Source organism: Flavobacterium bizetiae (assembly GCF_902804475.1).
In the GTDB taxonomy this organism is placed as follows: domain Bacteria; phylum Bacteroidota; class Bacteroidia; order Flavobacteriales; family Flavobacteriaceae; genus Flavobacterium; species Flavobacterium bizetiae.
The window spans coordinates 1-14,635 of sequence record NZ_CADCSU010000078.1 but is presented as its reverse complement, the minus strand read 5'-3'; the positions used below and the strand labels follow the sequence as shown (position 1 = coordinate 14,635).

15 protein-coding genes are annotated in these 14,635 nt (G+C 32.3%); 11 read left to right on the top strand and 4 right to left on the bottom strand.

Annotated features, from left to right (window positions below; translation table 11 throughout):
* Complete coding sequence (locus FLACOL7796_RS09080; protein WP_007807070.1) at positions 1-381, top strand: TraR/DksA family transcriptional regulator; 381 nt, start codon at positions 1-3, stop codon at positions 379-381.
* 246 nt (positions 382-627) lie between these two features.
* On the opposite strand, the gene FLACOL7796_RS09075 is transcribed toward FLACOL7796_RS09080, so the two are convergent.
* Together FLACOL7796_RS09075 and FLACOL7796_RS09070 are read right to left on the bottom strand one after the other, a co-directional pair.
* Complete coding sequence (locus FLACOL7796_RS09075; RefSeq protein WP_173970483.1) at positions 628-1,008, bottom strand: hypothetical protein; 381 nt, start codon at positions 1,006-1,008, stop codon at positions 628-630.
* 33 nt (positions 1,009-1,041) lie between these two features.
* A complete protein-coding gene (locus FLACOL7796_RS09070) occupies positions 1,042-1,398 on the bottom strand; it encodes a roadblock/LC7 domain-containing protein (RefSeq protein WP_173970482.1) in 357 nt (118 codons plus the stop codon).
* A 177-nt stretch (positions 1,399-1,575) separates the two neighbouring features.
* Here FLACOL7796_RS09070 and FLACOL7796_RS09065 point away from each other — a divergent pair, with 177 nt between their 5' ends.
* From FLACOL7796_RS09065 to FLACOL7796_RS09030, 8 genes are all read left to right on the top strand, one after another.
* Complete coding sequence (locus FLACOL7796_RS09065) at positions 1,576-1,800, top strand: hypothetical protein (protein ID WP_173970481.1); 225 nt, start codon at positions 1,576-1,578, stop codon at positions 1,798-1,800.
* 124 nt (positions 1,801-1,924) lie between these two features.
* Positions 1,925-2,524 (top strand): lipoprotein signal peptidase, encoded by a 600-nt coding sequence (locus FLACOL7796_RS09060; RefSeq protein WP_173970480.1) that lies wholly within the window; start codon positions 1,925-1,927, stop codon positions 2,522-2,524.
* 164 nt (positions 2,525-2,688) lie between these two features.
* Positions 2,689-5,847: a UvrD-helicase domain-containing protein gene (locus FLACOL7796_RS09055; RefSeq protein ID WP_173970479.1), complete on the top strand. Its 3,159-nt coding sequence runs from the start codon at positions 2,689-2,691 to the stop codon at positions 5,845-5,847.
* Between the two features lie 81 nt (positions 5,848-5,928).
* Complete coding sequence (gene kbl, locus FLACOL7796_RS09050) at positions 5,929-7,122, top strand: glycine C-acetyltransferase (RefSeq protein WP_173970478.1); 1,194 nt, start codon at positions 5,929-5,931, stop codon at positions 7,120-7,122.
* Between the two features lie 113 nt (positions 7,123-7,235).
* Entirely contained in the window at positions 7,236-8,699 is a 1,464-nt protein-coding gene (locus tag FLACOL7796_RS09045; RefSeq protein WP_173970477.1) for an OmpA family protein, read from the top strand.
* Positions 8,700-8,762: 63 nt separating this feature from the next.
* On the top strand, positions 8,763-11,528 hold the full coding sequence (locus tag FLACOL7796_RS09040) for a PD-(D/E)XK nuclease family protein (protein ID WP_173970476.1): 2,766 nt from the start codon (positions 8,763-8,765) through the stop codon (positions 11,526-11,528).
* Positions 11,529-11,576: 48 nt separating this feature from the next.
* Entirely contained in the window at positions 11,577-11,825 is a 249-nt protein-coding gene (locus FLACOL7796_RS09035) for a hypothetical protein (protein WP_173970475.1), read from the top strand.
* Complete coding sequence (locus FLACOL7796_RS09030) at positions 11,822-12,496, top strand: ATP-binding cassette domain-containing protein (protein WP_173970474.1); 675 nt, start codon at positions 11,822-11,824, stop codon at positions 12,494-12,496. The genes FLACOL7796_RS09035 and FLACOL7796_RS09030 overlap by 4 nt, the downstream gene beginning before the upstream one ends.
* A 7-nt stretch (positions 12,497-12,503) precedes the next feature.
* On the opposite strand, the gene FLACOL7796_RS09025 is transcribed toward FLACOL7796_RS09030, so the two are convergent.
* The gene (locus FLACOL7796_RS09025) at positions 12,504-12,653 is read right to left on the bottom strand and encodes a hypothetical protein (RefSeq protein WP_173970473.1); all 150 of its coding nucleotides are present in this window, start codon (positions 12,651-12,653) and stop codon (positions 12,504-12,506) included.
* A 282-nt stretch (positions 12,654-12,935) separates the two neighbouring features.
* Between FLACOL7796_RS09025 and FLACOL7796_RS09020 the strand changes: the two genes are divergently transcribed.
* Together FLACOL7796_RS09020 and FLACOL7796_RS09015 are read left to right on the top strand one after the other, a co-directional pair.
* Positions 12,936-13,256 carry a roadblock/LC7 domain-containing protein gene (locus FLACOL7796_RS09020; RefSeq protein ID WP_173970545.1) on the top strand — a complete coding sequence of 107 codons (321 nt, stop codon included), beginning with the start codon at positions 12,936-12,938 and terminating at the stop codon, positions 13,254-13,256.
* Between the two features lie 18 nt (positions 13,257-13,274).
* A complete protein-coding gene (locus FLACOL7796_RS09015; protein ID WP_173970472.1) occupies positions 13,275-13,649 on the top strand; it encodes a hypothetical protein in 375 nt (124 codons plus the stop codon).
* A 77-nt stretch (positions 13,650-13,726) separates the two neighbouring features.
* Here the strand turns inward: FLACOL7796_RS09015 and FLACOL7796_RS09010 are convergent, their stop codons facing one another.
* Positions 13,727-14,503 (bottom strand): alpha/beta fold hydrolase, encoded by a 777-nt coding sequence (locus FLACOL7796_RS09010; RefSeq protein ID WP_173970471.1) that lies wholly within the window; start codon positions 14,501-14,503, stop codon positions 13,727-13,729.
* Between the last annotated feature and the right edge of the window lie 132 nt (positions 14,504-14,635).

Here is a 14,635-nt window from a genome sequence, read left to right as displayed (position 1 = left end):
ATGATAGATGAAATTACAAGATACTCTGACGCTGATTTAGCGGAGTTCAAAGAAATAATCCAAAATAAAATACAAAAAGCACAAGCCGATCTGGATTTAATAAAAAGTGCTTACATGAATGATTTGAATAACGGAACAGATGATACTTCTCCAACTTTTAAAGCATTTGAAGAAGGAAGCGAAACAATGTCTAAAGAAGCAAACTCACAGTTAGCTATCAGACAGGAAAAGTTTATACGCGACCTAAAAAACGCATTATTCCGTGTAGAAAATAAAACTTACGGTATTTGTAAAGTAACAGGTAAATTAATTGGCAAAGAAAGGCTTAAAATCGTTCCTCATGCAACAATGAGTATCGAAGCGAAGAACTTGCAACGATAATAAATATCAAATGAAATAAGCGCTCCTTTTAGGGGCGTTTTTTTTGTTTAATGTTTTGTGGTAATCTGTTTAGAGTGGTTCTAAATCTTTTGAAAGAATTTGATTATAATTAGAAAAGAAGAGCTAAAATTATAAGTCAATTTTTTGTAAGAAGGAAAAAGTGTTCGATTTGGGGCAACGAAAAGTTTTTTTTAATTAGAACTATCTTGATTGAGGATAGTTCTAATTAAAAAATAAAACTAAAAACTAAGCTAAGTTTTTCTCTAACTCTAATTTGTGTTTTCTTAAAATAGCTCTGGTCATTCCTAAATTTGCTTTGCTTGAATCTGCAGCAAGATAGATCATGAACTTTTTGTTTGGAGAAATATCGATAATGTGAATTTGATTCGAAAGTGTAATCAAAATATCTTCGATGTCCTGGTTTAAATTTAAAGCTTTTACTGCGCTTAATTTTGCTTTTACAACTTCAAGGTTATAAGCCGCTGCAAGTTCAGGATCAAATGCCGGATCAATTGTTAGGTTTCCAAAGCTTAATCCTGATTCAATTTCTGTTACAGCTACTGCAATAAAGCCGTTTACGTTAGTTTTCATTTCAGTTAAAAAAACGTTTAAAAAGTCATTACTCATAGTTTAGGGTTGTTTTTGGGTTAATAGATTTATTTATTTTAATAGGGAATTTTTACTTAATTCTGTGGCTACTTCATCAGTTGAACGCATTAGTAAACCAAGATTACTTCCATCTTTCGAAAATGCAAGTATAAAATTTGTGCCGCTTATTTTGTTTCCAATAACAACACCTTCAGAAGTTTTTAAGAAAAGTTGTTTTAGCGCGCCTTTGTCTAAATCAATTAAGAATTTTTCGCTCATTGATAAGATTGCAGCGCTCATTGCGGCAACACTATCAGCGTAATCTATATGTAATGATGTGATTAATTTTCCCTTTCCGTTTATTATTAATGCAGCAGAAGATTTTGTAGTAACTAAGAAGTCGTTGAGAGTAGAAGTTATTTCAGTCATATTTGTAAGATTTAGGGGAATTGTTAAAATTAATTCATTTTGATGTCTATTGGTGAGGATTTTTGCTTTTCGATCTAAACAAGTGTTAATTTTTACTAACAAATATAAATTAAATTATGTATCATTGTAATACCAAATCATTAATATTTTATTTATTTAACATAAAAAACTTACACAATGGCTAAAGTATTGAAATTCAAAGATGTAAACTCTGACGTTGAGCACAGAATGAAAGAATTTGAGAAAATTCGAATTAAATTTAAAGCTGATGTAAAAAAGGCCGAAGCTAAAAAAGCAACTGCCGGAAAAGAAGGGAAAGGCCTTCTTAAATCTATTTCTGAATTTTTTGCCGATACACCTAAGACACCAAAGGCTCCCGCCCAGCCAAATACTAAAAAATAAACCCTCTATAACAAGAAAAAATAATCTGGCATACATCAATCTTTGTGCTGGAAAAGAATTAACGCTCCTTTGTGAGCGTTTTTTTTGATTAAATTGTTATTTTTGCCCATCAAAATTTAATAAAATGTCATTACCAAAAGCGTATTTCCTTATATTCTTAGTTTTAATTGTAGATCAGCTTTCAAAAATATACGTAAAAACAAACTTTGTTTTAGGTGAAGAAGTTATGGTTTTTGATTGGTTTAGAATTCATTTTATAGAAAATGAAGGAATGGCCTGGGGAACAAAAATACCAGGGCAATACGGAAAATTAATTTTGACTGTTTTTAGAATTTTTGCCGTTTTCGGAATTGCGTATTGGTTGTCGGATTCGATCAAGAGACGTCATTCTAATTATTTGATTGTGGCAATTGCATTAATTTTTGCAGGTGCTGCCGGAAATATCATAGATTCTATTTTTTATGGAATTATTTTTGACGACAGTCATGGTAATCTTGCAACATTATTCTCGCCGGAACCTTACGGAACATGGTTTCATGGTTTGGTAGTAGATATGTTTTATTTTCCTCTTTGGAGAGGTACTTTGCCAGCCTGGTTCCCGGTTTGGGGAGGCGAAGAAGTTTCTTTCTTTAATGCTATTTTTAATGTTGCCGATATGGCAATTTCTACAGGTGTTGGGATTTTATTGTTTTTTAATAAAAGAGCATTCCCTAAAACTGCATAATATTTCAAGAATTTCAAACGAGTAAAATTCCGAATTCCAATATTCTATGCGATAAAAAGCATCAAGCATTGGAATTTGGAATTTTTGTTTTTTAGAATTCGAAAATCTTACATTATTGGGGTTTAATATTAATTGTGCTATTTTTACATTATAAAACTAAAGTTATGCAAAGTCCGTCCTTTTCCCTTTATGATGCCTCTGCAGGTTCAGGAAAGACCTATACTTTGGTGAAAGAATATCTTAAAATTATTCTTTCTTCTCCTAAAAATGATGCTTATCGAAATATTCTTGCCATAACTTTTACCAACAAAGCGGTTCATGAAATGAAAAGCCGTATTGTGGGAAGTTTGTCTGAGTTTACAAAAGATGAGCCTTCTGCGAAAGCATCAGATTTAATGGAAGATTTGTCTCGGGATACGGAGCTTTCAATAATTAAAATCAAAACAAAATCGCAAAATATCATCAAGCATCTTATTCATAATTATGCTGCCTTTGATATTTCTACAATCGATAAGTTTACGCATAAAGTGATTCGTGCTTTTGCGCATGATCTTAATTTGCCAATGACTTTTGAGGTTACTTTGGATACTGAAAATTTATTGACAGAAGCTGTCGATGCTATTATTGCTCAAGCTGGGCAAGACGAAACGCTAACTAAATTGCTGATCGATTTTACGATGGAAAAAACCGACGATGATAAAAGTTGGGATATCTCTCGTGAAATTTTAGATACAGGAAGATTGGTTTTGAATGAGAATAATAGAAATGAAATTTCTCATTTTCAGGATAAGTCTATTGAAGAGTTTGTAGTCATAAAAAAGAAAATGCTGGCGCTTTGCAAAGAGCTGGAATCTCAAAATGAAGGTTTTGCTACAGAAGCACTTGCTTTGATCGATAAAAATGGAATTGATCTGAAATCTTTTTCTCGAGGAACTTTTCCGAACCATTTAGAAAGTATTCGGGACGGAAAATTCAATCCGCGAAATAAAACGTTTCATGAATTTGATGATATCGCGATTAATAAAACCGCCAAAGACAAAGCTTTAATAGAAAATATTATTCCGGAGTTGCTTCAGATTCTGGAGAAGATTTATAAAAATTTCGAAAAAAGAGATTTCTATAAAGCCTTTCTAAAAAATATAACACCGCTTTCTCTTTTAAATACGGTGAGTAATGAGTTGGCGAAAATCCAGTCAGAACAAAATATTCTATCTATTTCTGAGTTTAATGCGATCATTCATCGTGAAATTCAAAATCAGCCAGCGCCCTTTATTTATGAGCGTATTGGTGAACGTTACCGTCATTTTTTTATTGATGAGTTTCAGGATACTTCAGAGATGCAATGGCAAAATCTGATTCCGCTAATTGATAATTCACTTTCAGGTTTAGATGATTTAGGAAATAAAGGAACGTTGATGATCGTGGGAGATCCTAAACAATCGATTTATCGTTGGAGAGGTGGTAAAGCAGAACAATTTATAGAATTAAGTAAAGGTTTAAATCCTTTTAATAATCCTGAAAAAGTAATAAAACATTTAGATACAAATTATAGAAGTTATAGCGAAGTAATTGATTTTAATAATGCCTTTTTTAAACTGATTTCTACTGAATTTTCAAATGAAGATTATAAAAACTTATATGAAAATCATAGTTTTCAAAACTCAAATTCAAAAAAAGGTGGTTATGTCAATATTTCTTTTCTTCCAATAATTGAAAAATCAGATTTTGCAGATGATGAAGATGTAGTCGAAAAATCAGATTTATATGTTTTGGCCACATTAAATACAATTCAGAAAGTAGTTCGTGAAGGTTTTGAATATAATGATATTGTTATTCTGACTCGAAAAAGGGATCAGGGAATTGCAATTGCTAATTATCTGACAGAGCAAAATATTCCGCTTTTGTCTTCAGAAACTTTAATGATTCAGAATGCTACTGAAGTTCGTCTCATTGTTCATTTATTGAAATATTTAAACAATAGTGCTGATCTTGAGTCAAAAGCTAATTTTCTGCATTTTTTAGCTTCGAACAAGGAACTTCAAATGCCAGTTCATGATTTCATTGCTCAGGGAATGGCTCATAAGTTAGAAGTTGATTTCGAAAAATGGCTTTTAACTTTTGATGTTGCTTTGTCTTTTGAAAATATTCGAAAAAAATCACTTTATGAAGCGGTAGAAATTATCATTTCGAAATTTGTACCTTTTTCGGAAGGAAATGCGTACGTGCAATTTTTTCTGGATATCGTTTTAGAACGTGATATAAGAAATCAGGCCGGAATTGCAGATTTTCTTAGTTATTGGGATAAAAATGCAGGAAGATTTAGTATTCCTTCTCCCGAAGGAATCAATGCGGTGAGAATTATGACTATTCATAAATCGAAAGGTTTGGAATTTCCTGTGGTGATTATGCCTTTTGCGGAAGAAGATTATAATCGAAAGCCAAAAGATAAATTATGGCTGGATACGGATGATTCCGGATTAGATATTCCAAAAGCATTAATTGATAATAGCAGCGCGGTTGAAGGTTTTGGTGAAAGTGCATCGGCTGTTTTTAATTTAAAAAAACAAGAAGAATTACTAGATAATATCAATGTTTTGTACGTAGCGTTAACTCGTGCCGAAGAACAATTATATGTAATTTCGCAATCTTTAAAAGAAAGAAAAGATGGTGAATTTCCGAGTAATATGGCATCTTTTTTTATTAAATATCTAATAAATAAAGGAGTTTATGATCCGGAAAAATTAGAATACGAATTTGGAAATAAAGCCAAACTTTCGAAAGCGACAGAATTAATAGATTTGGTAAAAACAATTCCAGTCGTTTTAGATGTCCTGAATCCTAAAAACATCAAAATAGCCCAGCGAGAATCCTTAATGTGGGGGACACATCAACAAGAAGCAATTGCTTACGGAAATATTGTTCATGAGATTTTAGCTTTTATTAAAGATAAATCAGACGTTGATTTAGCTATTACAAAAGCGCTCGAAAATGGTCTGATTACAATTGATCAGGTAGATATGGTTTTGAAATCGCTTCGCGAAATTGTAAATCATCCTGAATTAAGTGTTTGTTTTGATGGTAATTATAGTATTTTGAATGAGCAAACAATCGTTCAGAAAGAGGGAAGGATATTAAAGCCGGACAGAATTGTTTTGACTCCAAATAAAGAAGCTTATCTTTTAGATTATAAAACCGGAGCGATAAACTCAAAATACACGCAACAAATTCAGGAATATCAGGATGCTATTGAAGATTTAGGATACAAAGTGTTAAAAAAGGCTTTGGTGTATATAGGAACAGAAATCGATGTAGTAAATTTGTGAAGAAATTAATCAGATGTTAAAGAGATATTTAGGTCTTAACAGGTTTAAGTTGTTAATTTTTAACGTTTTAAATAAATAAAAATGTACGGTAAAATAAAAGAACATTTGCAAAGTGAGTTGCAAACTATTGAAGAAAACGGAATTTTTAAAAAAGAACGAATTATTACTTCTGCTCAGGATGCAGAAATTACAATTTCGACAGGAGAAAAAGTTTTGAATTTTTGTGCCAACAACTATTTAGGACTTTCATCACATCCTGAAGTAGTGCAAGCTGCAAAAGATGCTATGGATACTCACGGTTTCGGAATGTCGTCAGTTCGTTTTATTTGCGGAACACAGGATATTCATAAAACATTAGAGCAAAAAATTGCTGATTTTTATGGTACAGAAGATACAATTCTTTATGCCGCTGCTTTTGATGCAAATGGTGGGGTTTTTGAGCCTTTATTAGGAGAAAACGACGCGATTATTTCTGATAGTTTAAATCATGCTTCTATTATTGACGGAGTTCGTTTGTGTAAAGCAGCACGATACCGTTACGAAAATAGCAACATGGAAGATTTAGAACAGCAACTTATTAAAGCTAATGAAGCCGGAGCTCGTTTTAAATTAATTGTTACTGATGGAGTTTTCTCTATGGATGGTCTTGTGGCGCCTTTAGATAAAATTTGCGATCTGGCAGATAAATACGATGCAATGGTAATGGTTGATGAGTGTCATGCTGCAGGATTTATAGGAGCTACCGGTAAAGGTACGCTTGAAGCAAAAGGTGTTATGGGTAGAGTTGATATCATCACCGGAACTCTTGGTAAAGCACTTGGAGGAGCAATGGGAGGTTATACAACTGCCAAAAAAGAAATAATAGAATTGTTACGTCAGCGTTCACGTCCATATTTATTTTCAAATTCATTGGCACCAGCTATTGTTGGAGCTTCTATAAAGGTTTTTGAATTACTAAAAAAAGATACTTCTTTGCGTGATAAATTGGAGTGGAATACAAGCTATTTTAAAGACGGAATGAAAAAAGCTGGTTTTGATATCATTGATGGAGATTCTGCAATCGTTCCTGTGATGCTATATGATGCGAAATTATCCCAAACAATGGCCAATGAGCTTTTGAAACAGGGGATTTATGTAATAGGATTCTTCTTTCCTGTTGTGCCAAAGGAAAAAGCCAGAATTAGGGTTCAATTATCTGCTGCACATAGCAAAGACCACTTAGATAGGGCGATAGAGGCCTTTATAGTTGTCGGAAAAATGTTAAAAGTTATATAATTTCCACATACGGAAATTTTTGTAGGTTTTTTTTAACATTTCATTTTGTATTTAAAAAATTTGGTGTTACTTTTGCTTGTAATTAACTAAATTGTAATTAAAAAAAATTAAGTATGAAACATCTTAACAAACTTTTAGTTGCTGTGATGATGGTGATGGGTTTAAGTTCTCACGCACAAGACAGTAACAATCCATGGGCTATCTCTTTTGGAGTTAATGCCGTTGACACTAGAACCAGTTCTGGTGCAGGGAGTGGTTTCTTTGATCAACACTTTTCTCAGCCTTTCGCTGTAAAAGACAACTGGAATATTCTTCCTTCTTTATCTTACATTGGTGTGTCTAGATATGTAGGTAGTGGTTTCTCTGTTGGTTTACAAGGATCTGTAAACAAAATTGATAAATATGTTACTTTCGATCCAAGCAATCCTGCTCACGATAATAGAGGTAATGTTGTAAGTAATCCTGGTGATTTAATGTACTACGGAATTGATGCTACTATTAAATATAGCTTCCAGGAATTAATTAAATCTAAAGTAATCGATCCTTCGTTATCTGTTGGTGGAGGTTATACTTTCTTTGGCGATAGCAGTTATGGAACTGTTAATCCAGGTGCTGGATTAACTTTCTGGTTTACAGATGCTATTGGTCTTGAGCTTGCTACAAGATACAAATGGTCAGTTAGTGGTGATAGACAAGATGCTTCTGGAACTCCAGATGCTCCATCTCACTTTCAACATACTGCTGGTCTAGTTTTCAAATTCGGAGGTAAAGATACTGACGGAGACGGAATCTACGATAAAGATGATGCTTGTCCAGATGTTGCTGGTTTAAAACAATTCAACGGATGTCCTGATACTGACGGAGATGGAATCGTTGACGCTAGTGATGCTTGTCCAACTGAATTTGGTTTAGCTGCATTAAACGGATGTCCTGATAGAGACGGAGACGGAATCGCTGATAAAGATGATGCTTGTCCAGATACTCCAGGATTGAAACAATTCAACGGATGTCCTGATACTGACGGAGATGGTGTTCCAGACAAAGATGACAAATGTCCTACAGTTGCTGGTCCTAAAGAAAATGGTGGTTGTCCTTTCTTAGACGCTGACAAAGATGGTGTTGCTGATAAAGATGATGATTGTCCTACAGTTTACGGTCCTGCTTCTAACAGAGGTTGTCCTGAAGTAACTACTGAAGCTTTAGAAGATCTTAAAGTTCAAGCTAGAGCGGTATACTTTAACTCAGGAAAAGCTACTTTCAAAACTGGTGACAAAGAAACTCCAGCTAGATTAGATGCTATTAAAGAAATCCTTAAAAACTATCCAAACGCGAAATTCTCTATTGAAGGACACACAGATAGTACAGGTTCTGCAAAAATCAATGACAAACTTTCTCAAGATAGAGCAAACGCTGTTATGAATGCATTAATCGAAAGAGGTGTTAATCCAGAAAACTTAGTTGCTAAAGGATTTGGATCTTCTCAACCAGTTGCAAGTAACAAAACTGCTGCAGGTAAAGCACAAAACAGAAGAACAGAAATTAGACACATTGGTTCTAAATACCAAGGTAAAATCTAATTTACTTTCTAAATAAATACTAAAAGCCATTCTTAATTGAATGGCTTTTTTTATTTTTATCAAATGATAAATACTTCTTTTCTCGGAAAAATTGCAGCCGTTATAATTCAGGATTATTCGGATAAACTTACTGAAACTACTATTGTTTTGCCAAACAAAAGGGCTAAGGTTTTTTTGATTGAAGCTTTGAAAAATGAAACTAGCAAAACTATTCTTTCTCCGGAAATTATTAGTATCGAAGACTTTGTACAAGATGTAGCATCTATTCGATCTATAGATTCGATCGAGCTTTTGTTCGAGTTTTATGAAGTTTATCTTTCTGTAACAGAAAAACAACATCAGCAATCATTTGAACTATTTGCTAATTGGGCGAAAACACTTTTGCAGGATTTTAATGAAATCGATCGCTACTTATTAGATCCAGCTCATGTTTTATCCTATTTGAATGATATCGAAGACATCAAAAAATGGGGAATTGAGGTTGAAAATAAAACCAAGCTTCTGGAAAATTATATTGATTTCTGGAAACTTTTGCCTTTATACTATGATTCATTATACAATCACTTACTGAATAAATCAATCGGGTATCAGGGTTTGATTTATAGAGAAGCTGTAAATAATCTAAATCACTTTTCGAATACAATTTCAAACAGAAATTATATTTTCGCCGGTTTTAATGCTTTAAATGCTGCCGAAGAAAAAATTGTACAACATCTATTAGCATTAGATCAGGCTAAAATTTATTGGGATGTAGATCAAACCTTTCTTAATGATCCGTATCACGATGCAGGACTTTTTGTGCGTCGCTTTAAAGAAAACTGGAAACATTATAAATCAAATATCTTTGAATGGATTGTAGATGATTTTTCTCAATCTAAGAATATTCAGGTAATAGGAACTCCTAAAACAATTGGGCAGGCAAAATTAGCAGGGAGTATTGTAGAAAATATAATCAATGAAAACCCTGAAACTTCATTGGATAAAGTTGCTATTGTACTTGGTGAGGAAAATTTATTAATGCCGGTTTTATATTCATTGCCTTCGTCTGTTGGAAGTTTGAATATTACAATGGGATATTCAGGAAAAAATAATCCGTCGCAAATATTGATTGCAAAATTATTTAAAATGCATACCAATGCACTTTCCAGAAAAGGTGATAGTTATGTTTTTTATTATAAAGATGTGCTTGATATTTTAACCCATCCTTTGGTGGAGCCTTATGCAAACTCAGGCAATTTGGTTAGAATAATCAAAGAGAATAATTATACTTTTATTACCCATAGCCGAATTATTGAACTTAACTCCTATCCGTCGCAATTGTTTAAATTGTTGTTTCAGAAATGGGAAAATGGATCAATTGCAGTTCTGGAGAATGTATCGGCACTTTTACTTTTAATCAAAGAAAATTTTAGTAATGATAATGAAGAGGAAAAGATTGCAAAAGCGTTTGTGTTTGCGGTTTTTAAAGTCATTAATAAATTGATTAATTATTATTCTCAACATCATCATATCGACAATATAGATACTTTGCATGCTATTTATAAACAAATTATTGATGTAGCCGAAGTATCGTTTGAAGGTGAGCCTTTGCGTGGTTTGCAAATCATGGGAGTATTGGAAAGTCGTGTTTTGGATTTTGATACCGTGATTGTAACTTCTATGAATGAAGGAAAGTTTCCTGCCGGAAAATCTCAGAATTCATTTATTCCTTATGATGTTAAAAGAGAATTAGGGTTGCCAACTTTTAAAGAAAAAGATGCTATTTATACCTATCACTTTTATCACTTACTGCAAAGAGCCAAAAATATCTATCTAATTTATAATACGGAAAATGATGGTTTAGATGCCGGAGAACGAAGCCGTTTTATAACACAATTAGAAGTCGAAAAGCAATCGAAACACAATCTAACATTTGATATTTATAATCCTGTTTTGCCAACATCAGCATATCAGCCAATGATCGTAGATAAATCTGATGCGGTGATGGAACGTTTAAAGGAAATAGCAACGGCTGGTTTTTCACCTTCGGCATTGACGAGTTATATTCGAAATCCGATTGAATTTTATTTTCAAAAAATACTTCGTATTCGTGAAGTAGAAGAGGTAGAGGAAAATATCGCGCTGAATACATTAGGAACGATAATTCACGAAACATTAAAAGCATTGTATGATCCTTTTGTGGAGAAATTTATTTCGGAAGGAGATATCGAAAATTGTTTTAAATTACTGGATGATGAAGTTCTCAGACAATTTAAAGTAGTTTATAAAGAAGGCGAGATTAAAAAAGGGCGTAATCTTTTGGCTTTTGAAGTGGCGAAACGAAACGTTTCTAATTTTCTGAAAATGGAATTAGAAGCTGTCAAAAACGGAGACGCAATAAAAATCATAGCTTTAGAAAAAACATACGAACGCCAATTAAACCATCCTAAATTGCCATTTCCGGTTTTAATAAAAGGAAATGTCGATAGAATTGAGTTGCGTAACGGTAAAATCAGAATCATCGATTATAAGACCGGTAAAGTCGAAAAAACGAATGTTGTATTGAAGTCCTGGAACGGATTAACACAAGAGCTTAAAAACGATAAAATCATTCAGGTTTTGGCTTATGCGTTTATGTTCGAAAATGAAGCTGCTGGTTTGCCTATCGAAGTAGGAATTATTTCTTTTAAAAATCTAAAATCAGGATTTCTTCCTTTTGGGTTTAAAGAAGAAAAGGAGTTGGATATGGTAGTTTCAAACGAGATTTTGAAGAATTATATAGAAGAAATCGTGATTTTGCTTACGGAGATCTTTAATGTTAATATTCCTTTTGAGGAAAAAATCTTATAAAGTATCAGAAAGCTAAGTAATATATTCGAATTTTTTAAAACCACTTTAGTGATCAACTTAACTGTTTGTGCTATTGCTGTTGTATTGGGCGGGTTTGATTATTTTTTTATAATGTTTCTGAGTTTCGGTTTTTTGATGAGCATTGGTTTTAAGGAATTGTATAGAAGAAATGATTATTTGTTTTATTCGAATAACGGAATTTCAAAAATCTGGCTTTTAATTATGAGTTATCTGATGACTTTTGGTACTACAATTTTAATGGGCTTGATTGTCTTTTTAATAAAGAAAATATTTTGAAAAAACATATTTTAGAAGTCGACGGAATTCAAAAGAAATACAATGACAGAGTAATTCTATCAGATGTTTATTTAAAATGCGAAACCTCGCAGATTATTGGTTTGTTAGGAAGAAATGGTTCCGGAAAATCAACTTTATTAAAAATAATAATCGGGTTACTATCGGCTCCAAACAAATGTATCCGTATCGATTCGGTTTCAAAAAATAACGAAAATAATGTATTCAACGATATTAGTTATTTGTCGCAGGAACAATTTATTCCAAATCATTTGTCTGTAAAAAAGGCAATTCTATTATCGATCGATAAACAAAAAATAAAATTTTTCTGCGAAGATGAGTTTATTCAGGCTATTTTGGGTAAAAGAATAGGTCACTTGTCTGGTGGAGAACTGCGATATCTCGAAATAAAAATAGTCCTTTTTAACTCTTCAAAGTTTGTTTTACTCGATGAACCTTATAACGGATTGTCGCCAATAATGGTAGATGTAGTCAATGAATTGATTAAAAAAAATTCAGAAAAAAAGGGAATTGTGATTACCGATCACAATTATAAAAATGTAATCAAAATTTCGACTCAGGTTGTTTTGATTAAAGATGGTAAAACGCATTACATCAGGAATAATGCAGAATTGGTTGAGAAAGGTTATTTGGTAGATTTGGAGCTTTTGTAGGGGGCTTTTAGCTAAAAATCTTTTTAAAGAATCCTTTTTTTGCGCGTTCCTGCAAATCAGGATTATTTATGCTTCCGTTTTCAAAACGAAATCTTCTAAATTTCATCAATTTTACATTTAAGTCAAAACGTAGTTCGTCAACAGTTTTTGTTTCCATAATTTTTTTTGCAAATCTATGAAAAACTTCGAGTAAATCTCGTTTGTTACAAGCGTTGGAATAACATTTAAGATATCTGAATTATAATGTTGCTTTTCCAGACAAATATTCTTTTTTTGTTAACGTTTTTTGAAAAGTTTATTTTAAAATTTAAGAAACACTATGGTATAATTAAAAGTAGTTCAAATGGTTAGGTGTGCCTTTTTTTTAACAAGTGTTTATCGGACAATTCTGTTTATTAAAATATCTTTGAACTTCTTAAAAAATGAAATAAATAAGAATATGATTGATTTAAACACACTCGTACAAGAAACAGGAGCCGAATCCGGATTAACTTTTAACATAGATGGTATCTTACTCGAATCGGTTAATTTAGAGTATGACGGCAACGTCGCGGCAATGATTGGAATGATATTAAAGATGTGTTTAGAAATGTCTGAAGATGTAAATAACGGGGATCTTAAACAAGTCATGATTAAGAACAAAGAAGGTATTGTGGTAGCCAACAAAGACGAATACGATAACTGTGTTGCGCTGCTTTCTAAAGATATAAGTAAGATGGGACTTTTGCTTCGCAAGATGGATACCGTTTTCAATAATTAATTTAAATACAATTAAAACATGTCAGATTTTTTACAGAATTTCCAAAACGATTTAAAAGAAAATATTAACGGATTTATTGCTGTTTCAGTAACCGAGGTTGAAACAGGAATGTCTTACTGTTCTCTTTCTTTGAATCCAAATTTTGACCCGGAATTAGCATCTGCTTATAATTTAGAAGTTGTAAAAGCAAAGTTAAATGCTATTAAAGCTTTAGGATTAGATCAAAAAATCAATGATATCTTAATAACACTTACAGATCAAATACATATTATAGATGTTTCTGAAGATGGAAAATATTTTATTTATTTAGCAGTTGATTCAACAAAAGCGAATCTTGGATTAACAAGAGCAACTTTGGCTAAATTTAAAAAAGACATTATATCAAAATTATAAGTTTGCCCCCAATAATGAGAAAAAGGCTGTTCAAAATTTTTGAGCAGCCTTTTTTGGTTTTATAAAGTTGATTACAATTATTCGAAAAAATCCAATAAAACAGTTTTCAGTTCTTCTTTATTTTCAATCTGGCTCATATGTCCGTCTTCAAAAGAAACCAGTTTTGTGTTTGTATTTTCGATTTGAGTACTATTTTCTTCGTAGTTTAAAACAGGATCTTTTTTACCTAAAATCAATAAAGTGGGAAATAGATTTTGTTTTAAAAGTGATTCTCTGTCTTTCCTGACTTTCATTCCTTCCAGCGAAGCAACAATTCCTTGCAAAGGTGTTTTTAGTGCCTGAACTTTTGCTTTTTCTATTTCATCAGCCAATCTTGTTCTGTTGTTTTCACTGAACAAATTACCAATCGCAAGACTTACAAAGTTTACATAATTTTGTTTTACCGCTTTGATGGCGCGATTTCGATTTATTTTTTTCTCGTGACTATCAGCTTTTGATGTCGAATTTAATAAAACCAGTTTATTGATGTTCTTTGGGAATAATTCGGCGAAAGCCAAACCAACATAACCACCCATAGAATGCCCAAGAACTGTCGCTTTTTCAATTTTTAAATGTTGTAAAACTTCCTGAACTACATTGGCATTTTCCTCCATAGAATGAACATATCCCAAAGAATCAGATTCGCCGTGACCTAATAAATCAATCGTGATAACGCGGTATTTATCAGAGAAGAACGTAACATAATCTTTCCACATTTTTTTGTTTTCTAAAAAGCCGTGAAGCAATACAATTGTAGTTCCGTCACCTGAATCAGTATACGAGATCTTGGTATTTTTATATGATAGAGTTTTCAAAATGATGTTTTAAGTTTAAAATACAAAGATAAGAAATGACAAAACCATATAAGTTATATAAGTTCATTTGAGTTAAAAATAGTAGTTATCGCGTTCAACTTTATTCTGATATTCAAACCATATATGTTATAT